Source organism: Nitrospirota bacterium, assembly GCA_035873375.1.
Classification (GTDB): Bacteria; Nitrospirota; Thermodesulfovibrionia; order Thermodesulfovibrionales; family JdFR-85; genus BMS3Bbin07.
The window spans coordinates 113,982-135,187 of record JAYWMQ010000006.1 but is presented as its reverse complement, the minus strand read 5'-3'; the positions used below and the strand labels follow the sequence as shown (position 1 = coordinate 135,187).

The window sequence follows — 21,206 nt, the reverse complement described above, 5'->3', positions numbered from 1 at the left end:
GCCGGCCGTGACCGCTGTTGTTGGCCTGATTAATAATTCAGAAAGGGAACCGAAGAATATGACCACCTCTCTGAACAGGGCTGCAAAATATTCAGTCTCGATAAGCATTTTCAGGTGATTAAGCGATACTCGGATATTGGTTTGATTGTTTAACAGTCTGTTGGAAAATACTCCGGATGCGCCATCAAAATGGTACAATTTACCGCCAGCCTGATAGCAGATGCAGGGTGGTGGGGAGAGCGGGGGAGCCCCCCCGCTTATCCGATTTGATGCACAATAGTTACGGTAACGTAAGCGATATCGACGTAGACTTGTTGTTTTCTTCGTTACTTTCATTAACACGACAGTAGTCAGGCATAAACTCATCACCACTGCAGCTGTCAGCAATGGCATTCAAGGAGACTGTCACACCGTGTAGTGATGGATGGAACGTCACCTTTCCTGAAAACGTTACCTCACCACCAGAAGCTAACGGACTACTTGTTTTTGGATACCAAATATCAGTTTGGCCTGGGACGGTAAATGCGACTACGAATGTGCCTTTGGGCTCTGTGTAATCAATTGCTGTTTTGAAAGTATCAGCAGAAGCATTCCCCTGATTTCGTATGACAACTCGGATCGGTACCTCGACACTATTTTCTGCATTAATAACCGAAGGCCCTGTAACCTCAAGTGTTGTCACAACTAAATCGGGTTTGCCACAACCAAAAAGTAAAAGGCTGGTGACAATAATAAATGAGATTGATATCAAACTTTTCATGATTTCTTATCTCCTGTTGCTTTGAGTTATGCTGATTAATTCAGCCTAACAACGAGCTCAGTTGGCCGGGGCACTATTTTTAATTTAACGCTATCCGTGTCACCGGTCCACTGGAGTGACAAAGTTTGTCCCTCATCCCCTGTGGCTTTACGCCGTCCACTGCAACGATTTGTAGGCCAATTCTAAGTCATCTTATAGTCATCACCTCCTTATCACTCCAGAAGTGGCCGAACATTTTCATGACTGACGAGTGCCTGAATGATGTTAGGTTGTTGTAGTTTTGCATTATCGAAAAGGGAAGTAAAGGTACTTTTCACAACCATCTGATCTTGAAATAATAAGCAGAGTTTTTTTGGCTTGGATTAAATCAGAGACGGGTGTTCAATCCTCTTGCATAAAATTATTGATATGTAGCATTTGTCCGAAAATACTGCTAAACTTATTCTTAGGGATGCCTCCTACAGGTCTGCTTGATCAGGACGTTATGCTGAATTAGACATGGAGGGGTAGGCTATGCCTGTAACAAGTGCAGGGCGTTTGCAGCAAAATGCGGCTTGGCAGAGTTTTCGACGAGTATTGATCTCAGCGGTTTTCGTGCTGATAATGTTCGTTGTCGCCGGTTATGCCCGGCAGTCGTTTGAGACCCGGGATTCACTCGAGGCTTTCACCGGGTATCTTGATGGACGAATTATTTCGTTGATGGATCAATATGGTGTTCCGGGGGTGAGCATTGCACTTGTTCGCAAAGGGAAACCGGTGTGGTCCGGTGCCTACGGGTATGCTGATCTGGAGCACGGTCGCAAGATGACGGTTAATGCCGTCTTTCGGGTGGAGTCGATCTCCAAGTCGGTAACCGCCTGGGGTGTCATGAGACTGGTCGAGCAAGGTCTGGTCAGGCTGGATGACCCAGTACAGCAGTACCTGGGTGATTGGAAACTGCCGGAGTCGGGATACACCGAGAGAAAAGTCACCGTACGAAGATTACTGAGCAACAGTGCGGGTATGCCGCTGGGAACTATCGGCGAGGAGTTTTCACCTCAAAGTAATATGCCCTCTTTACGGGAAACCCTGGCGCTTGAGGCACGACTCATACGTGAACCGGGATCGGGTTTTTCCTACTCTAACGCCGGATTCCATGTACTGGAACTGCTTGTTGAAGAGGTAACCGGGCGTGATTTTGCAGAGTACATGAAGGAAGAAATACTTATTCCGCTTGATATGCACAATTCCGGTTTTGCCTGGAATGAGACACTGAACACCGCGATTCCAACCGGCTATGACCTGCAGGGGACCCCGGTGCCGATCTATGTGTACCCGGCGAAGGCCTCCGGCGGACTGTTTGCAAGTGTAGAAGATATAGCTCGCTTTGTCAGTGCAGGGATGACAGGACCTTACTATACGGATCATGCCGTGCTTGGACAAGAGAGCATTCGCAAGCTATATACTCCGGAGGCCGATATTTCCGGTCTCTTTGGTGTTGTTGCTGATTCATATGGTCTCGGGTATTTTCTTGAAAACCTCTCTGACGGCCGACAGGCAGTGTGGCACGGGGGACAGGGGCATGGATGGATGACCCATTTTCATGCTGTACCGGAAACCGGCAACGGCATTATTATTTTGACCAACAGCCAGCGCAGCTGGCCTTTAATTGCTCAAGTGCTGAATGACTGGGCAAGGTGGAGTGGTTTCAACTCGGTAAAAATGGGCAGAATCACCTATGCAATAACCGCATTGCGGGCTCTAATCGGGATGGTTGTGCTTGTTTCGCTGTTACAGATGTATCAGCTGGTACGCGGGCTGCTCGGAGGTACTCGCAGGCTGGCGCCGTTGTCCAGGGTTTCCCGTAAAGTGCGGCTGCTGCAGGCAGTGCTGGGTATAGGTGTGATTGCCGCTCTGACATGGAGTGTTGCCCAGCCTTATCTGATGGTATCGTCGATATTTCCCGGTACTGCCGGGTGGGCAGGAGTTTCGTTCTTTGTTTTGGCGGTCATTATGTTACTGTCGGCATTGATTCCTCGTGTTGAAGATCGAATAGAACAAGGACGATAATCAGTAGCGTGATGAGAGAACCGGCGCACATAGTGCGTGGCAATGCTGTGAGAAACAAATTCGTTATCGTTTCTGATTGCGTAAGCGTGACAAGCTAATCGTAAAGGCGGGTTGTTATTATGCGTTTTGTATTTGGTGTCATCATAAGCCTGGCTGTACTCGTAACCTGGCCCGTAGTGGCTCCGGCATCCGAAGGGGAAAAGGGAGACAATGGGGATGAAATCCCTGTAATCTCCGCAAGCCTGTCCGTTGAGCAGATCAATCAGTCTGATATTAACGGCTCCGGCGCTTCAATTGGGTATACGGAAATTTCCGCCGGCTTGAAGTGGCAATTTCTTCTTCTTGACATTGACCATCGCAAATACGACTGGGAGAAGAGCGAATATTTTGGTAGTGATCAGGGAAAAGATCCCTGGGAAATACTGACACGGATCGCACCTGGATTGCAGTATTATTACAAACCCAACGAGAAGTGGGGAGTCTGGCCCAAGTTTGTGGCCATTGCCGGTTTCGAGGATGACATTTCAGCGAAGTCCTGGACCTACAATCCACAAATTGTTGGTTTCTATATGCCTACACAGCAACTTACGCTCTACGGCGGCGTGGGTATGCTTTACCATCCTGTTGATTCAATCGTCTATCCGGCCCTTGGAGTTGCCTGGAACATGAAGTCCGAGGAGGGACTTTCCGGTGCCGTAGGTTTTCCTGAAACTATGCTGCGCTATGGTTTTAATAAAAGGGTAGCCCTGAAAACCGAGTTTCAGTGGGATATCCGTTTTTATCGTCTCGCAGAGGACAATAACCTGGCACCAGGGGGATTTGTTGAAATCGAGGATACGACATGCACTATCCAGCTTGAGCACAAGCCCTTCAAAGGGCTAACGTTAAGTTTGGGGATTCGCCGGTATTTTGGACGAGAGCTGACCGTTTTCGATCACACTGAAAATGAACTGACAACAAATGATGTGAGTGATTCCTGGGCTTACTTGCTCGGGATTGATTACCAGTTTTAGGAACCGATGGTTTTACTCAGCGGATGTCAGCCTGACAGGGATACCGCTTTTTTCGTTAATTGCAGAGTAGAGGATATTTAAGTCTGTTATTTTCAGGAGATTTCGTCTTCTTAGCAAGTTGACGGCTTCCTGAAAGAGTTCTTTGTTGTTGCGGTAGTCCTGATGTACTTCAATGTAGAGAGTTTTCCCCCGGAGGCCGATCTTTACCGGCTGGTAGAGGATTAATACATTATCCCCGACCTTTGTCATCCTGTAGAGCCTCTCAATGTCTGCCGGATACATCCTGAGACAGCCATGGCTTACCCTCCTGCCCACACCAAGAGGTTTGTTGGTGCCGTGAAGGAGGTATTGGGGATTTGATAGCCTGAGTGCATATTGCCCCAAGGGGTTCTCCGGTCCGGGGGGGACAATGTCCGGTAATTCCGGGTATTCATCCCTGAAGGAAGCAGGAATTATCCATACAGGGTCCTTCAGCTTCTCTATTATTCTGAACATCCCTGACGGTGTATCAAAACCCTCTCTGCCTATGCCTACAGGAAAGGTGGTTACAATCAAACGCCCTTTATCCCTCTTCAGCAGATACAGCCTGAGCTCTGTAAGGTTCAGCACCACGAGATTCCCTGCCCCTGTCTTAATTTTATATTTGTGGGGGATATCAGGCAGTATCCAGGATGTTGGTATCACAACCCTGGCTCCTCTGCCGGGATACCATGGATCAATCCCCTTGTTTGAGTCAACGATCTCGTTGTAGCCAAGGTCATTGTTGATTGCAAGTTCTGTGAGCGTCTCTTTGTTGTCCCTGATAATGTATTCACTGACAGAACCAAAGACATCTTCATCCGGGGACAGGGAAAAGGTGCCGGAGCTGCCTGATGATAGAGTTGGTGATGAGCACAAGAGGATTATAAGGCAGGGCAGGGCTATGCAGGAGAATAAGTTTTTCAGATTCATTATTGGTTTATTTTGGAGCGGGCGACGGGATTCGAACCCGCGACCTTCAGCTTGGGAAGCTAACACTCTACCACTGAGTTACGCCCGCATAAGTGATTAATATTAAAAGAAATACAGGTGAAAAATCAACTACAAATTCGGGAAATCCATATAACTCAAGGACTTAATGGTTGTTGGAAGAGATATGATAGACTCTTCACTCATTCTCGATGGACATCGTGTCCATCTCCGATCCCGAAGTACTTCGGGACTCCAGGTAAATTTACTGCGAAATTAAAACCGTTCAGATTCTATCGTATCCCTTCCTTCCGATACTTGATCGGGATATATGTGCGGAGTAACAAAGTAACAACTCCAGTTTAGGCTACGTATATGGTAATATTTTATATCAGGCAGATTTTTTTTTATTAAAGGATTTTTTATTAATGGACGATACAGTAATAGTAATTCATAGAATTCTTGACGACAGGTTAAATCAACTGGTCTTTGATGAAATACCCGGGGCTTATCTTGTGGGTGGATTTATCCGGGACGCCTTTTTATCGAAGATATCCATGGACAGAGACTTTGCAGTAAAAGGGGAGCCAGACAAAATTGCCTATAAAATAAAGGGTTATGTTGGTGGAACTGTAGTAAAACTTAAAGATGGTTCAACAGTAAGGATTGCACTTAAAGACGGGACAACCCTTGATTTCAGCAGGTATGACAACGAGATTAGTGATGACCTGCTGAGGCGGGATTTTACCATCAACGCCATAGCCTTCTCTATTGAGACAGGCCTATATGACCCTTTAAACGGAATTGCCGACCTGAAGACCGGATGTATCAGGATGACAAGGGAAGAGAACCTTAGAGACGACCCTGTGCGACTGATCAGGGCATACAGGTTTGTTGGTGAGATAGACGGGCATATAGATGACAAAACTATGGAGGCGATAAGGAGGCATAAGGGCCTTCTCAGGCAGTCTGCCCCTGAAAGGATAACTTTAGAGTTTTTTAAGCTCCTGCAGTCAAAGGCATGCCTGAGGGCACTGAGGGAGGCATTTGACTGCAGTCTTGGTAGAGAGGTAATTCCTTTAGAAAACAATAAGTTGGATAATGTAATGAAGAAACTGATTGAAGTAACACAAAAACTTAAAGAAGCACCTGAAGAGTTTAAAGAGGGCTTGGACGCAGAGGTATCGCAGGGCCTTACTCTTAAGGGTCTGATACTGCTCGATATCCTGCTTGAGGAGACTGGTATGGAAGCAACACGATTGAGGCTGTCAAAAAAGATCAAAACACGTATAGCCCTGTTTAAAATGCGTCAGGAAGGAGTTTTGAGCAGCAGGGATGCAAGCGATGAGGAGTTATACGACTGTTTTGAGAGGCTTGGGGATTCAATTTTGGAGGTCATCATGATACAGGGAAGGGAGGGCCTCTATGGTAAGGCCATGAGGTATCTCACGATATCCGGTAATCCCGTGCTTGATGGTGAGGATATCGCAGAGATTACCGGTGTTGGTGAGGGCCCCACAGTTGGAAGGCTCCTGTACGAGGTAAAAAAGGCACAATTTACAGGAAAGATAAGGAGCAGGAAGGAAGCAACAGCTTATCTGAAGAGTTTTTTTGGCAAGAAAACGCTTGACAGGCATCCCTGAACGGCCCGGCCAAGGATAGAACCACTGATAACAAAACAGGGAATCCTGTTTCGAGTCTGTTTGCAATTTAACATAATATAAATTATCAGACGTTACATATTAACAATCCATGTTGATAACCTGTTACTAAACATGTGTAAATCAGCGCTAAATGCTGGGATATGCTAAGGATGTTCGGTTTTGTATAAGTTTTAGGCAGGCAGAATTACCTTATAAATCAAGGTGTTGTTTCTCTTTATAAGGGAATTCCGAGGAGACCGTCCTGAAAGCCTTCAGAAACCCGGATACTTACAGTCCTTCCGTGCTGACAGTGCGTATTGGCAAAGTAAACATTGAGATAATTCTCTGATTTGCCCGTATACAAGCCGTTCCGGAGCCTCTTCTCACAGATCACATTCAGGGATCTGCCTATCTGGGCATGCCTGTAGGCCTTTCTCTTGTCAATGTCAATCGTTTTAAGCACCTGCGCCCGTGCCTTTCTGGTCTCCGGGCTTACCTGGGCGGACATACCCGCTGACAGCGTTCCAGGCCTGTCTGAATATGGAAAGATGTGGAGATATGAAAAAGGGAGCTCTTTAACCAGGCTGTTTGTATTCAGAAACTCCGCTTCACCTTCACCGGGAAAACCCACAATAATATCCGTTCCTATTGCAATCCCCGGAAATCTCTTAAGTACTTCTTGAACTTTATCTATATAATACTGCCTGCTGTAAGGCCTTTTCATCTGTTTCAGAATAAGATCATCACCGCTCTGTAAAGGTATATGCAGGTGTGGACAGACCCTTTTATCCGAGAGGAGCTCCAATAGATGGTCATCTATCTCGTTAGCCTCTATAGAGCTTAGCCGTATCCGCGTCTTATCAGTATAAGTCAGTATGTTATCAAGTAGATGTGAAAGTGATACTTTAGGTTCAAGGTCATATCCGTAATGACCGATATGAATTCCTGTAAGCACTACCTCGGCAAACCCATTGCTTTCGAGCATGCTTATCTCTTCTGTAATCTCCTCCACAGGCCTGCTCCTGGAGCGGCCCCTTGCCTTCGGAATTGTACAGTATGAACATGCATAATTACAGCCATCCTGTATCTTCACAAAGGGACGGGAGCGATCCGGGAAGTAACTTAGAGAAATGGTTTCAGCATCAAGACCCAATATCTTGATAACATTGATTTTCCCCTGGTTGCTGACAACCTCTAAATCAGGAGAGATGGCACTTATTTCATCAGCGCTTATCTCTGAATAACAACCAGTTACTATCACCCTGGCCCCTGTTTTCAGGGCCCTTCTGATTATCTGACGCGATTGGTAATCACTCTTTGCAGTTACAGTGCAGGTATTTATGATACATATATCAGGTGAGTCCCTGAGGGTTACAATCGAGTGGCCGGAACCTACGGCAGCATTCTTTATATAGTTGCTTTCAGCCTGATTTGTTTTGCAGCCGAGGGTCAGTACAGCGATTCTCATAATTGACAATTAGCGATTGACGGTTGCATGTCAGAAAAAACGTGAGTTCTTGATATATCACTCATAAACCGTCAATCGCCACTCCCTCAAGGGAATGTCTTTGCCCTTTTAATATCCTTACCTTCAAGAGCATACCGGGAATAGCATGGTGTGCGGGCAGGATATTGACAATCTTGTTGGTCCTTGTCCTGCCGGTCATTTTTTCAGGGTTGGATTCACTCGGACCTTCAACAAGAACTTCCTGTATGGTGTTTTGGAGGGCCCTGTTCCTTTCCCCTGTAATCCGATCCTGAAGGCTGAGTATCTCTGAAAGTCTTTCAGACTTGACCTCATCCGGCAGATGTCCGTCCATCTCAGCCGCACTTGTCATTGGCCTGGACGAATATTTGAAGGCATATATGCCGTCAAACCCTATCTCCTTCAGGGCTGATACAGTGGCTTTATGGTCATCCTCTGTCTCACCGGGAAAACCCGCAATGATGTCTGTAGTTATTGCTATGTCCGGAATGGCCTTACGGAGCCCCTCTGTCTTTCTGAGGTACTCGTCAAAGGTGTATTTCCTGTTCATATGTTTCAATATCCTGTCAGACCCTGACTGAAGTGGCAGGTGTATATGTTCGCATACTTTTTTAAGGTCTCTCATTGCCATGATGAGCCCCTCTTCAAGGTCTTTTGGGTGGGAAGTAACGAACCGTATCCTTTCTATACCCTCTATGTCGTTGATGAATCGCAGTAATTCAGGAAATGACACCTCCCCCCTGTAGGAGTTGACATTCTGTCCAAGAAGGGTTATCTCCTTAAAACCCTCTGCTGCAAGCCCATTGATTTCACTCATGATGTTATCTGCCGGCCTGGACCTCTCCCTGCCGCGTGTATAGGGGACAACACAGTATGAACAGAAATTATTGCACCCGTACATTATATTAATCCATGCCTTGACATAGCCATCACGTTCAACCGGGAGATCTTTTTGGGCAAGTTCGGGATTGTCCCCTGTAAATATGCCCTTTCTGCCAAGAAGGGCATCCCCTACCCTGTCTATGTTCTGTGGGCCAATGACGTAATCCACATAAGGGGCTCTTGCTTTAACCCCCGCACCCTGCTGCTGTGCTATACAACCAGCCACAGCCACCTTTAACCCCGGGTTGTCCCTCTTCATGGTTTTGGTTCTTCCGAGCAGGCTGTAAAACTTCTGTTCAGCCTTCTCTCTTATGCTGCAGGTGTTAAATACTATAAGGTCTGCCTCCAGAGGGTCATCAACAGGCACATAACCTTCCTGCCTGAGCACCCCGAGCATCCTCTCAGAGTCGTGCACATTCATCTGACAACCAAAAGTTCGTATATATACTCTCTTCATTCTCTTTCTGCCTTTAGTATACCAGCTAAATATTATCACAGATATCCTGCCATTATGGCAAGTTTTCGCATCTTCCTGTCCCTTTCCGTCACTCTGACACCATGTGGAAGACACAAGAGTGAAAGACTCTTCTCAGATAATAAGGTCGAAGAAGGTAAAGACAAGGATTGTAAGACTTATGTATCCGTTCATATTGAAGAAGGCCATATTCAGCCTGCTCAAGTCGTCCTCTTTCACAAGGCGGTGCTCGTAGACAAGGAGCACCCCAACCAGTATGAGACCGGCATGGAAGACAATACCAAGGTCAAATATTACTGCTGTAACGAGCAAAAGCATCCACGTCAGTATATGAAATGTCCGGGCCAGAAATAATGCCCTTTTGATGCCAAACCTCTGCGGGATTGAGCGCAGACCGGATTTTTTGTCAAAATCCACATCCTGAAGGGCATAGAGCACATCAAACCCCGCAAGCCAGAACACAACCGATAGCGCCAAGGGGATTATTTGCATATCCAATGTTCCCCTTAACGCAATCCAGGCACCCACAGGTGCCCCTGCTATGGCTATACCGAGCACAACATGACTCAGCCATGTAAATCTCTTTGTGTAGGGATAGAGGACGAATACGGCCAGTGCCACAGGGGATAGTTTCAGGCAGAGGGGATTGAGCCTGTAAGCAGCATAAAGGAAGATCAATACAGAGGCAAGGATAAAGACAACGGCTTCAGCTGTTTTTATTGTGCCAGCCGGAATTTCACGCCGGGAAGTCCTTGGATTAAGGGCATCGACCTTTCTGTCAATAACCCTGTTGAGGCCCATTGCTGCAGACCTGCCGCCAACCATGGCCACTGTAATCCAGAAGATTTTGTTCCACGACGGGATTCCCCCGGCGGCAAGCAGTGCGGAAGTAAAGGCAAACGGCAGGGCAAAGACAGAGTGGGAGAACTTTATCATCCGGAGGTAGACTGCTGCCCTTGCAAGCATATCAGGGTTTTATGTAGGCAAAACCTTCCGCCTGCCTCCTGATCAACTCAGTTACCCCTGCAGGCACAACACCGATGAATACAGGGAGATTCTCCTCGTTCAGGCACAGGGTACCGGAGGCACAGAGGTTTTTCAGTGAATTCCGGCATGCAAGAAATTTTACCCCGTGTCCGGCAAGTTCTTCTATTTTCTTCATCTTCTCCCCGTCTGCATACGCCTCAACAGAAGGGCCGTTTGAAAGCACAAGAACCTCTGCGCCGGAGTCGCCCACATCCCTCAGCAGGTTTGTGATATTTGCAAGTGCTACATCCCATTTTAAAGTCTCATTTACATGAAAGATGACTCTTAATTTACTCATCAGGCCTTTTTCACACCCTCCCTTGCCATTGCAATCTTGCCTGTCCTTACAAATTCCTTTATACCAAAGGGCTTTATTAACTCCACAAAGGCTGCTATCTTCTTCTCGTCTCCTGTTATCTCAAAGGTATATGTCCTGGGACTTGAGTCAACCACGCGTCCGCGGAATATATCAACGAGCCTCAGTGCCTCAGCCTTGTCCTGCTGTTTGGGAGTAATCTTTACCAATATCATCTCCCTCTCCACGTGGTCTACTTCAGTGAGGTCAACAACCTTTATTACGTCTATCAGTTTATTGAGCTGTTTTGTAATCTGCTCGATTATCTGATCATCGCCTGATGTTACAATGGTCATCACCGAGAGCTGAGGGTCAATGGTCTCATCCACGGAAAGACTTTCAATATTGTAACCACGTCCGCTGAAGAGTCCTGAAACCCTGGAGAGCACACCAAACTTATTTTCAACAAGTACGCTTATTGTATGTCGCATATCTTACCCCCTATTTAACGGCACGGAGCTTCTTTGTCTTCTTTTCTTCAGCTTCTTCACCAAACATCATCTCATCAATAGCAGCTCCGGCAGGCACCATCGGGAATACCTTTTCCTTCCAGTCAACAACAAAGTCCATAAAAACAGGCTTGTCTTTTACCTTAAGGGCTGCCTTTATGACAGGTACCACCTCTGATGGCTTTACAGCCCTCAGCCCCACGGCTCCGTACCCTTCTGCAACCTTGACAAAGTCCGGTACTGTATCGAGATGGCTGCAGGAGTAACGTTCCCCATAAAAGAGCTCCTGCCACTGCCTCACCATCCCGAGATACTGGTTATTCAGGATCGCCACCTTTACAGGCAGCTTGTAAAGCACACAGGTTGCAAGTTCCTGGATATTCATCTGTATGCTTCCGTCTCCGGCAATATCTATTATGGTCTTGCCGGGATGTGCTACCTGTGCACCCATTGCTGCCGGGAATCCGTAACCCATTGTCCCAAGTCCACCTGAGGTTAATAAGGTGCGGGGCTTGTCGTATTTATAAAACTGTGCTGCCCACATCTGATTCTGACCAACCTCTGTGGATATGATGGCATTGCCCTTTGTCAGTTCATATAACTGTTCAACAACATACTGGGGTTTTATGACAGTATCACTATACACATAACTGAGGGGATGTTCTTTTTTCCACAGGTCTATCTGTTTGAGCCAGGACTTGCGGACCGGTTCCCATTGGGTCTTGCCCTCTTCCTTTAATATATTGAGGAGAACCTTCAGTATCCTCTTTGCATCACCGACAATCGGTATATCAACCCGGACATTCTTCCTTATGGATGTAGGGTCGATATCTATATGAATAATTTTTGCATGAGGGGCAAAATCCTTTACCCTTCCGGTTACTCTATCGTCAAATCTGATACCCACTGCTACTATCAGGTCTGATTCCTGAATGGCCTTGTTGGCATAGTAGGTACCGTGCATACCGGGCATACCAAGAGAGAGATCGTGTGCACCCGGGAAGTCGCCAAGCCCCATAAGGGTCATGGTAACCGGCACCTGTGTAAACTCGGCAAGCTCTTTCAGTTCCCTGGCTGCATTGGAGAGGATTACTCCTCCTCCGGCAATAATCACGGCCTTTTTGGCCTTCTGTATGGTACGTGCTGCCTGTTTTATCATCCATTTGTTGCCTTCATATGTAGGGTTGTAGCTGCGAAGGCTTACCTGTTCAGGCCATTTAAATGTGGCCTTGTCTACTGTGACATCCTTTGGAATGTCTATCAGTACAGGACCGGGACGGCCTGTGGTGGCAATATAAAAAGCCTCTCTAATGGTCCTGGCAAGGTCTTTAACATCCTTTACAAGGTAGTTATGTTTGGTGCATGGCCTTGTTATTCCGACAATATCTGCCTCCTGAAAGGCATCGTTTCCAATCAAATCAGTTGAAACCTGTCCTGTCAGGACAACAAGGGGGACTGAGTCCATATATGCCGTGGCTATACCCGTCACGGTATTGGTTGCACCGGGCCCTGAGGTAACAAGGGCAACGCCGGGTTTTCCTGTTGAGCGTGCATATCCGTCAGCAGCATGTACTGCCCCCTGCTCATGGCGTGTCAGGATTACCTGAAAATCCTCGTTCTCATAGAGCAGGTCGAATATGTTCAGGACAACTCCGCCAGGATATCCAAAGATGTGTTTAACACCTTCCCTCTTCAGAGATTCTATTAATATTTCTGCACCTGACATCCTCATGTTCTCTTCAACTCCTTGGAAGACTGATTTAGTTTTAGTTCAGTTTTAAATTTTATCATATATCCACTTATTCTTTCCAGCCATATTCACCCACCAGGGGTACAAATACACACGGAGTGTGATATTCCTCTGTTATTTTGCCTTTTTCTTTCCTGAGTCTGATCAGTTGCTGACTGAATCTTGCACCAACAGGGGCTACAAGGATGCCATTGTCGGCAAGCTGTTCCTTGAGGGGCTCGGGTAACTGTGGAGTGCCGGCAGTTATGATAATCCTGTCAAAAGGGGCCTTTTCAGGCAATCCCGCAGTCCCGTCACCTGTTATTATGTGTACATTGTCATAGCCTAAATTTCTGAGACGCTCCCGGGCCCTGAGTGCCAGGCGCTCCATTCGTTCAATGGAGTAGACCTCTGCGGCAAGCTCGGCAAGTATGGCTGCCTGATATCCTGAACCTGTCCCGACCTCAAGCACCCGCTCATTGCCCTTTAATTCAAGAAGCTCGGTCATTAGGGCAACCATGTAGGGCTGGGATATGGTCTGACCATCCCCGATCGGAAGTGCCATGTCATCGTATGCCTTGTACTGGACGGGCTCATCCACAAAGAGGTGACGCGGGACCTTCAGCATTGCCTTCAGTACACGCTGGTCCTTGATCCCCCTGGGGATAAGCTGGGTATCAACCATCAGTCTTCTCAGCTCTTCATAATCCGTCATTTACATCCTCTTAAGAACTGCCCTTGCTGCCATCACGCCTGATGCAGAGGCCTGGATAAGGCCCCGGCTCACCCCTGCACCATCACCTATGGCAAAGAGATTTTCTATCTCCGATTCAAACTCCGGAGTAAGCTTTATCTGCATTGAATAGAACTTGACCTCCACCCCATAGAGCAGGGTATGTCTTGAGTTAACACCCGGGGCTATACGGTCAAGGGCCTCTATCATCTCAAGTATATCGGTAAGGTACCTGTAGGGGAGAACAAAACTGAGATCTCCGGGAGTGGTATCCTTAAGCGTGGGCTCCACAATGCCTGAGGATATCCGCTCAGGAGTTGAACGCCTGCCCCGTCTGAGATCACCGAGCCTCTGTACAATAACCCCCTGTCCCAGAAAATTGGCAAGGCGCGCAATGTATCGGCCATAGGATATGGGCTCTTTAAAAGGCTCTGTGAAATAGGTACTTACAAGCAGGGCAAAGTTCGTGTTGCCTGTCTTGTGGCGTGCATAGCTGTGGCCGTTTACCGTCCAGATGCCTTTGAGGTATTCCTTGACAACCTCTCCATAGGGATTGACACAAAAGGTCCTGACCCTGTCATCAAATGCCTTTGAGTAATAAATAAGCTTTGGTTCATAGGTGACAGAGGTGAGCGGTTCCATGACGGATGCAGGCACCTCAACCCGTACGCCCACATCCACGGGGTTATTCAGAAGAGTCAGTTTCAGTCTCTTGGCCTCCCTCTCAAGCCATCTTGACCCCTCACGGCCCGGCGCCGACAGGATAAACCGCCCTTTGTACTCTTCACCGGTAATTACTTTTACTCCTGTGGCTTTATTACCATCAGTAAGAATCCTTGTTACTTTCCTGTTGAATATCACGTCAATTTTTTCATTAATATATACCCGCATCCGTTCCAGAACTTCCTTGCACCGCTCGGTACCGATATGCCTTATCCTTGTGGGAACGAAGAGAAGGTCGTTTTTTGATGCAAGGTTTTTTATACTGTCTATCTCCTCCGGTGACTCACCGAATACCTTTTCAGGAGCACCGTATTGCCTGTACACATCGTCCACATACTTGATAAGACCCTCAAGGGTCTCTTTATCCATATACCTGACAAGGTGACCACCCACCTCGGAGGAGAGGCTTAATTTGCCGTCACTGAAAGCCCCTGCCCCACCCCATCCGCTCAGCAGGTCGCATATGGCACATGATGCACAGGAACTCGTTCCCTGCATCATCGGACACTTTCTCCGGTCTATGTCCCTGCCCTTCTCTATCAGCAGTATCTTTGTTTGAGGTGTATCTTTCAGCAGTTCAAGCACTGCAAAGATACCGGCAGGTCCGGCCCCGATAACTATAACGTCATAAAGTTTTTTGGTATCAGGCAAGGTCCCTCCAGTTTCCCCTCAGATAGGGCAGTGCCTCGTAATTGGTGAGGTCAAGATGTATCGGGGTTATCGAGATATATCCGTTGGTAACAGCATTAAAATCCGTGTCATTGCCTTCTTCCCATGAAGGTATGCCCCCGCCTATCCAGAAATGTTTTCTCCCCCAGGGGTCAAGGGTCTCATGGATCGCATTATCATATACCCTTTTACCCTGCCTGGTGAATTTAATGCCCTTCACTTCATCCTCCGGGAGATCCGGTACATTTACATTAAGGATTGTGTCCGGCGGAAGCCCGCCCTGAAGAACAAATCTGACGAGTCTCCTGGAGAAGTTTGCAGCTGCCTCAAAACAGATAGTCTTCTCATCAGTAAGGACTGTGGAGACCGCCACAGAAGGGATACCGAATATCGTACCCTCTATTGCAGCAGAGACCGTCCCTGAATAGGTAATGTCATCACCAAGGTTTGCACCGCGATTTATGCCTGATATTACCATAACGGGTTTTTCAGGAAGAACCTTTTCAACCGCTACTACAACACAGTCGGTAGGGGTCCCGTTTACGGTATAGATTTTTTCCTTTATCTCGTCAACCCTGAGGGGCCGGTGCATGGTGAGGGCATGACTGACAGCACTCTTTTCCCTGTCAGGCGCTACAATATAGGCATCTGCAATATCCCCCATGGCCCTGTACAAGGCCATGAGTCCCTCAGAATGTATTCCATCATCGTTGGTAACAAGAATAATAGGCATAATCAGCTCCGGTCATCTCCAGAAAGAGAGGTCCCTACCCACAAACTCTTCAAGCCTGCGTTTGTCGTCTTTTATATATTCATTAATACGGCTGCGAACCTCTCCGGGCATCTCGTCCTTTTTCTCTTTCCTGGTATTAAACTTCTTTATCCACTCACTGACACCGATATTATTGAGAAGCGACTTGAACTTAAGAAGCCTCAGCCGGCGAAGCAGGTCGCCGGTACCGGTTATGATATTTTCCACTATCATATTACGTGGCTTTCTGTATTGATTGTATTTTTCATAGATACTCTCCGGATAACGCTCCTCAACCCCCAGAAACCCGTATACCTGTTTGAGATATGCCTTAGGGTCTTCTTTCAGGTCCTCAAAAAACAGGACCAGGATGTTTTTCCGATCAAAGAATTCCAGATACCTCGACAAATGCCTCCAGTAGAGGATATTGTCCAGAAACTCTTTCTCCTCTTCAATGGCAATACTGATATCCTTGTCAGTATAACTCCTGGCCAGCCACAATTTATACAATGAATATACCTGCTCCGCAGGATTACGGAGTGAAACGATCAGCTTCACATCAGGGAAGTGCCTGTAAATGCGTGCGGCTGCCTGTGGTGAACTCAGATATGTCGGTGATATGTCTCCGGCACACTTCTGTCCATGGCGGCTTTCAAAGAACTTTTCGTACCATCCGATACCCTTGTCGTAATGATGACTGAAAAACATCAGCTCCTTCTCATCAGGAAGAAAGATATCCGGATGTTCCTTAAGCACCCTATAGAGCCAGGTAGTCCCGGCACGATAGGTCCCGATACATAGAAAGTTTGGTCCCATAACACGACTTTGACGAGAATCTGAAACTGTAATTTATTATACCCGATGGCCGGGTTATGTGTATACAGGAGCGGAAATCTCCGGGATTACCGGCGGGAAAAAGGACTTTAAGTCTTTTGTTTGAGACACTCTTTTTTTACATGAATGACTCTCTGAATAACCGTAAGGTGAGTGAGGATAAAGAGCAGCCAGAGAATCGGCAGGAAATAGCCTGTAAAACAGGCCACAGCAATAAGAATTATACGCTCGGGCCTCTCCATAATGCCGGTATGACAATTCCTGCCAAGCGCCCCTGCCCTTGCCCTTGCATAACTGATAAGGAAGGCACCTACAAGGGCTCCGATACTGAGAAAAACCCCTGTTTCCTCTCCCTGAAGCACCATGTACCAGGCAATGGAAAGAAAGAGAAAGGCATCCGAGTAACGGTCAAGCACAGAATCGAGAAAGGCACCAAAGTCCGTAACCTTTCCGTTTGTCCTTGCCACTACGCCATCCAGCACATCAAAAGCACCGCCAAGAAGTATCAGTACGCCTCCGGTCTTCTGGCTATATGGTATTGTGACGGCTGCTATGACTGTAATCAGGAAGCCTGCAGCAGTAAAAAAATTCGGTGTTAACCTTATTCGCCTTGCAACAGGTTTTAGAGGTTTGTCAAGGAAATGTCCCAGTTTTGCACTCAACATGCCATGCCTTCAATCTATCCTTATATTTTGTGCAATATCTCTTGATTTTTTTTGCAACACAATCCTGAGAATCCCATCCTTGAGCAGGGCCGTGATCTTCCCGGCATCAACGCTTTCAGGAAGCAGAAAAGACCTCTTGAATGCACCATATGTGCATTCGACCATGTGGTATTTCCCCCCGGTTTCCTCCGAGGACAAATCATGAATATGAGGTCTGTAACCCTTTATCACAAGGGCATTACCCTCAACCTTGATATCCAGGTTCTTCTCTTTCACTCCGGGAAGTTCGGCATTTACAACAAACTCATCACCTGTTTCATAGATATCCACCCGTGGAGACCAGGAAACGGACTGGCCCTCCCCTGCTGCCTCAGTATCAGCAAAAACATCCTCAAATAACCTGTTCACCCTCTCCTGAATGGATATAAGGTTTTTTATGGTCTCCCGTTTGCCTTTCATTGCATCCTCTTATCTTATTAGCAGTATATGATTTACAGAGGTAATTTTAACCTAAATTGAATGATTTATGATATTGAAATCCTGAAAAACATGGAGAAATAACAAGAATTACTACAGGGCCTTCAGTCCTTCTGCATATTCTCGCGTATTCAGTTTTCCCACTACAGTATAGTTTATATGAGAGTTTATCAGTGCTTCAAGCCCTGAGTGTATCTCTTCGGTCAACCTCAACCGCCTGACCGTTGCAGGCCCGGTTCTCATGAGGTAATTGTAGACCCTCTGCACAGGCGGGCTGAGTTCCATAAAACCGTCAGCCGGACCTGCACAACTCCTGCAGACGGTGCTTCCTTCGCTGAAGTAAAACCTTCCGGCTATTCTCCCGCACCTTACACATTGTCCCACCCTTGGTGCAAAGCCTGCAAGCGAGAGGATTCTCAGTTTATAGAAGGTTACATACAGTGAATTCCCCGGTTCTCTTTCAAGGGATAAAAGCATGTTGAGGAGGAGCGGGAAAACCATACGGTTGGGTTCTCTCTCCGGAAGGAGTCGCAGTGTCAGTTCAAGCACCTCGGATATCCTGATGAAGGAGTCCGTGGACTCCCTGAGTACATTAAATGTCCTTACAATGTCAGACTGAGTCAGTCTTGGAAGGGCAGCCTGCTCCTTGCCAAAGCAACTTATCCTTGCATAGGTGAGGGGCTCCAGGCTACTGCCGAACCTGCTGCCGACTTTCCTTGGGCTTTTTGCATACAGGTTCAGTATTCCATGAGAGGGGGTTAGATAGGTTACAATAAGGTCAGCATCATGGTGGGGTCTGTTTCTCAGGACGATGCCTTCGGTCTTTTTTATCATTATTCAGATAAATGCCGTCTGAAAGCCTGCCACTGGAGCAAGGCCCCGGGCTTTACATTATATTTCCGAAATCCTCGGGCTTCAGGTTTTTCAGCCACTCCTCCAGCTCGTCAGTGTTCCTCTTTTCAAGTATATCATCTTCAACAAATATGGGCACATGAAGCCTTAATGCTATGGCAACGGCATCACTTGGCCTTGAATCCACAGGTATCTCCTTGCTGCCGTCAAGCAGGTAAAGGCTGGCATAATAGGTGTTGTCTATTATATCCGTAACCACAATCCTTGATATCCCGACATCAAGGGTTGTGAGGATGTTTTTCAGGAGATCATGGGTCAGTGGTCTTGGTGTTATAACCCGTCCAAGGGCAAGGGCGATGGAGTCCGCTTCCGGCTTTCCGATCCAGATCGGGAGCGTCTGAGCACCGTCGATCTCCTTAAGAAGCAGGATGTACATCCCGCTTCTCGGGTCAAAAAGAAGTCCTTCTACTTTCATCTGGATCAGCATTACCGGTACCCTAATTCCCTCAATGTACCTGTTTTTTTTCTCCAGTCTTTTTTAACCTTGACCCACAACTCCATATAAACCTTTGTATTAAGCAAACCCTCTATTTCCTTCCTCGAAGCAGTACCAATGGCCTTCAGCATTGCACCTCTCTTACCTATTATTATACCCTTTTGGCTCTCTTTTTCAACATATATGTTGGCATTGATTACTATCATATCCTCTTTCTCTTCCCATTGAGTCACCTCCACTGCCACTGAGTAGGGTATCTCTTCCTCTGTAAGGTTCATTATTTTTTCACGAATTATTTCGGCCACCATAAACCGCTCAAGCTGGTCTGTAAATATGTCATCGGGATAGTATTTTGGCCCTTCCGGCAGGCGATTAACTATCTTCCCGAGGACAATATCAAGGCCGTCTCCCCTTACGGCAGACACCGGGATTATTTCATCAAAAGGATAAAGCAGATTGTATTTCTCAATGATGGGAAGGAGTTCACTTTTCCTGATTATGTCTATCTTGTTGATCAGCAAAAAAACCGTCAGGTTTTTCCTCTGTTTAAAGAGGTCGATTATTGCTGTCTCTTCAGTCCCCGGCCTTTGCGGTTCAACCATAAGGAGGACAATATCAACCTCCTTGAGACTCTCCATCGCCTCTTTCACCATAAATTCACCCAGCCTTCCCATTGGCTTGTGTATGCCGGGGGTATCAATAAATACGATTTGTGCTGACGGGGTTGTCTTGACTCCGATTATCCTGTTTCTCGTTGTCTGGGGTTTGCTTGTTACAATGGCAACCTTCTCTCCGAGGATGGCGTTGAGAAAAGTGGATTTCCCTACATTGGGTCTTCCCAGTATGGAGACGTAGCCGGAGCGGAAAGCTTTCTCAGGAGAGTTTTTCAATGGCTTCTCCAATCCTTTCTACAGCCTTGCGGATATTCTCCATAGACGTTGCATACGATATCCTGATATACCCCTCGGCCCCGAATGCACTGCCGGGCACAAGGGCAACCCCGGCCTCTTCCAGGAAATAAAGTGCAAGGGCTGAAGAATCCTCTATTACCCTGCCTTCGTATCCCTTGCCAAGTACTCCGGAGACATTCGGGAAGACATAAAAGGCGCCTGTGGGAAGACCGCACTGTATCCCCTCTATATTATTCAGGGCCTCAACAAGAAACCTCCTTCTTATGTCAAACTCTTTCACCATTGTCCTGATAAAATCCTGAGGTCCATTCAATGCCTCAACTGCCGCCCATTGGGCAATAGATGCAGGGTTGGAGGTGGACTGGCTCTGAATCTTGGTCATGGCCTTAATGATATCTTCCGGCCCTGCCGTGTAGCCGATTCTCCATCCTGTCATGGCATGAGATTTCGAAAGACCGTTTACCAGGATTGTACATGCCTTCACCTCCTCTGACAGAGAGGCAATACTGATATGCTCGGCACCGTCATAAAGCAGTTTCTCATATATCTCATCAGAGATGATGCAGATATTGTTCTTCACAGCAATATCTGCAATTGCCTCAAGGGTTGAACGGTCATAACCAAGGCCGGTGGGATTAGACGGATAGTTCAGTATGATGGCCTTTGTCCTCTCGGTAATATACTCCTTCAGTTCATCGGGATTAACCATAAAACCATCTTCCTCCCGGGTCCTGACAAAAACAGGGGTTGCGTCATTCAGGAGTACCTGTGCCGGGTAAGAGACCCAGTATGGGGACGGTATGACAACCTCATCTCCCGGACTCAGTATGGCCTGGGCTATATTATAGAGGCTGTGTTTTGCTCCACATGAGACTATAATCTCCTCTTTTTTATAGGAAAGAGCGTTATCCTTGAGGAGCTTTTCTGCTATTGCATCCTTAAGCTGGGGGATTCCTCCAACAGGGGTGTACTTTGTATGACCATCCCTTATCGCCTTGATGGCAGCCTCTTTTATATTATCAGGTGTATCAAAGTCCGGCTCTCCGACGCCGAAACTTATCACATCGATACCCTGTGACTTCATCTCCTTTGCCTTTGTATCCATAGCAAGTGTTGGTGAGGGTTTGACCCTCTTTGCTCTCTCCGATACCATAGAACCCTCCGGTATGATTTTTATTTTATGGTCCTCCTGTTGCAACCACATCTATTATAGATAAGAAGCCTCCAAAATGAAAACACGGAGGATATTTTCCACATTTTCTCTCTGACTTCTTTCAGTC

Annotated in this window: 21 protein-coding genes and 1 tRNA gene; 3 read left to right on the top strand and 19 right to left on the bottom strand. The window is 47.0% G+C overall.

Translation table 11 applies throughout. The features are described 5' to 3' along the window. Positions 1-280: 280 nt before the first annotated feature. Positions 281-760 (bottom strand): CARDB domain-containing protein, encoded by a 480-nt coding sequence (locus VST71_01885; protein MEC4684469.1) that lies wholly within the window; start codon positions 758-760, stop codon positions 281-283. Between the two features lie 513 nt (positions 761-1,273). Between VST71_01885 and VST71_01880 the strand changes: the two genes are divergently transcribed. Both VST71_01880 and VST71_01875 read left to right on the top strand, forming a co-directional pair. Beyond that, positions 1,274-2,809 carry a serine hydrolase domain-containing protein gene (locus tag VST71_01880; protein MEC4684468.1) on the top strand — a complete coding sequence of 512 codons (1,536 nt, stop codon included), beginning with the start codon at positions 1,274-1,276 and terminating at the stop codon, positions 2,807-2,809. A gap of 119 nt (positions 2,810-2,928) precedes the next feature. Beyond that, the gene (locus tag VST71_01875) at positions 2,929-3,822 is read left to right on the top strand and encodes a hypothetical protein (GenBank protein ID MEC4684467.1); all 894 of its coding nucleotides are present in this window, start codon (positions 2,929-2,931) and stop codon (positions 3,820-3,822) included. Positions 3,823-3,834: 12 nt separating this feature from the next. On the opposite strand, the gene VST71_01870 is transcribed toward VST71_01875, so the two are convergent. Both VST71_01870 and VST71_01865 read right to left on the bottom strand, forming a co-directional pair. After that, complete coding sequence (locus VST71_01870; protein ID MEC4684466.1) at positions 3,835-4,773, bottom strand: L,D-transpeptidase family protein; 939 nt, start codon at positions 4,771-4,773, stop codon at positions 3,835-3,837. A gap of 13 nt (positions 4,774-4,786) precedes the next feature. Next, positions 4,787-4,861 (bottom strand) — tRNA-Gly (locus VST71_01865). Positions 4,862-5,198: 337 nt separating this feature from the next. Between VST71_01865 and VST71_01860 the strand changes: the two genes are divergently transcribed. Beyond that, complete coding sequence (locus VST71_01860) at positions 5,199-6,413, top strand: hypothetical protein (GenBank protein MEC4684465.1); 1,215 nt, start codon at positions 5,199-5,201, stop codon at positions 6,411-6,413. 235 nt (positions 6,414-6,648) lie between these two features. On the opposite strand, the gene mtaB is transcribed toward VST71_01860, so the two are convergent. The 16 genes from mtaB to VST71_01780 form a co-directional block, all read right to left on the bottom strand. Continuing rightward, complete coding sequence (gene mtaB, locus VST71_01855; GenBank protein MEC4684464.1) at positions 6,649-7,881, bottom strand: tRNA (N(6)-L-threonylcarbamoyladenosine(37)-C(2))-methylthiotransferase MtaB; 1,233 nt, start codon at positions 7,879-7,881, stop codon at positions 6,649-6,651. Positions 7,882-7,942: 61 nt separating this feature from the next. Continuing rightward, positions 7,943-9,238 carry a tRNA (N6-isopentenyl adenosine(37)-C2)-methylthiotransferase MiaB gene (gene miaB, locus VST71_01850; GenBank protein ID MEC4684463.1) on the bottom strand — a complete coding sequence of 432 codons (1,296 nt, stop codon included), beginning with the start codon at positions 9,236-9,238 and terminating at the stop codon, positions 7,943-7,945. A gap of 132 nt (positions 9,239-9,370) precedes the next feature. After that, positions 9,371-10,192, bottom strand: a complete 822-nt coding sequence (locus VST71_01845; GenBank protein ID MEC4684462.1) for a UbiA-like polyprenyltransferase — start codon at positions 10,190-10,192, stop codon at positions 9,371-9,373. A 31-nt stretch (positions 10,193-10,223) separates the two neighbouring features. Further along, a complete protein-coding gene (locus VST71_01840; GenBank protein MEC4684461.1) occupies positions 10,224-10,580 on the bottom strand; it encodes a DsrE family protein in 357 nt (118 codons plus the stop codon). Beyond that, positions 10,580-11,068: an acetolactate synthase small subunit gene (gene ilvN, locus VST71_01835; GenBank protein ID MEC4684460.1), complete on the bottom strand. Its 489-nt coding sequence runs from the start codon at positions 11,066-11,068 to the stop codon at positions 10,580-10,582. Before ilvN ends, VST71_01840 begins: the two co-directional genes overlap by 1 nt. A 10-nt stretch (positions 11,069-11,078) precedes the next feature. Next, positions 11,079-12,818: a biosynthetic-type acetolactate synthase large subunit gene (gene ilvB, locus VST71_01830; protein ID MEC4684459.1), complete on the bottom strand. Its 1,740-nt coding sequence runs from the start codon at positions 12,816-12,818 to the stop codon at positions 11,079-11,081. Between the two features lie 67 nt (positions 12,819-12,885). Continuing rightward, positions 12,886-13,530, bottom strand: coding sequence for a protein-L-isoaspartate(D-aspartate) O-methyltransferase (locus VST71_01825; GenBank protein MEC4684458.1), 645 nt, complete (start codon positions 13,528-13,530; stop codon positions 12,886-12,888). Further along, positions 13,531-14,922, bottom strand: coding sequence for an FAD-dependent oxidoreductase (locus tag VST71_01820; GenBank protein MEC4684457.1), 1,392 nt, complete (start codon positions 14,920-14,922; stop codon positions 13,531-13,533). Next, positions 14,915-15,673: a 5'/3'-nucleotidase SurE gene (gene surE, locus VST71_01815; protein ID MEC4684456.1), complete on the bottom strand. Its 759-nt coding sequence runs from the start codon at positions 15,671-15,673 to the stop codon at positions 14,915-14,917. The genes VST71_01820 and surE overlap by 8 nt, the downstream gene beginning before the upstream one ends. Before the next feature lie 12 nt (positions 15,674-15,685). Continuing rightward, entirely contained in the window at positions 15,686-16,507 is an 822-nt protein-coding gene (locus VST71_01810; GenBank protein ID MEC4684455.1) for a sulfotransferase, read from the bottom strand. Positions 16,508-16,614: 107 nt separating this feature from the next. Next, a complete protein-coding gene (locus VST71_01805; GenBank protein ID MEC4684454.1) occupies positions 16,615-17,190 on the bottom strand; it encodes a CDP-alcohol phosphatidyltransferase family protein in 576 nt (191 codons plus the stop codon). A gap of 9 nt (positions 17,191-17,199) precedes the next feature. Beyond that, positions 17,200-17,649: an Hsp20/alpha crystallin family protein gene (locus tag VST71_01800; GenBank protein MEC4684453.1), complete on the bottom strand. Its 450-nt coding sequence runs from the start codon at positions 17,647-17,649 to the stop codon at positions 17,200-17,202. A 111-nt stretch (positions 17,650-17,760) separates the two neighbouring features. Then, positions 17,761-18,501, bottom strand: coding sequence for a DNA repair protein RecO (gene recO / locus VST71_01795; protein MEC4684452.1), 741 nt, complete (start codon positions 18,499-18,501; stop codon positions 17,761-17,763). A gap of 52 nt (positions 18,502-18,553) precedes the next feature. Continuing rightward, a complete protein-coding gene (locus VST71_01790) occupies positions 18,554-18,994 on the bottom strand; it encodes a bifunctional nuclease family protein (GenBank protein MEC4684451.1) in 441 nt (146 codons plus the stop codon). 11 nt (positions 18,995-19,005) lie between these two features. Beyond that, entirely contained in the window at positions 19,006-19,905 is a 900-nt protein-coding gene (gene era, locus VST71_01785; GenBank protein ID MEC4684450.1) for a GTPase Era, read from the bottom strand. Further along, positions 19,889-21,079, bottom strand: coding sequence for a pyridoxal phosphate-dependent aminotransferase (locus VST71_01780; GenBank protein MEC4684449.1), 1,191 nt, complete (start codon positions 21,077-21,079; stop codon positions 19,889-19,891). The genes era and VST71_01780 overlap by 17 nt, the downstream gene beginning before the upstream one ends. Between the last annotated feature and the right edge of the window lie 127 nt (positions 21,080-21,206).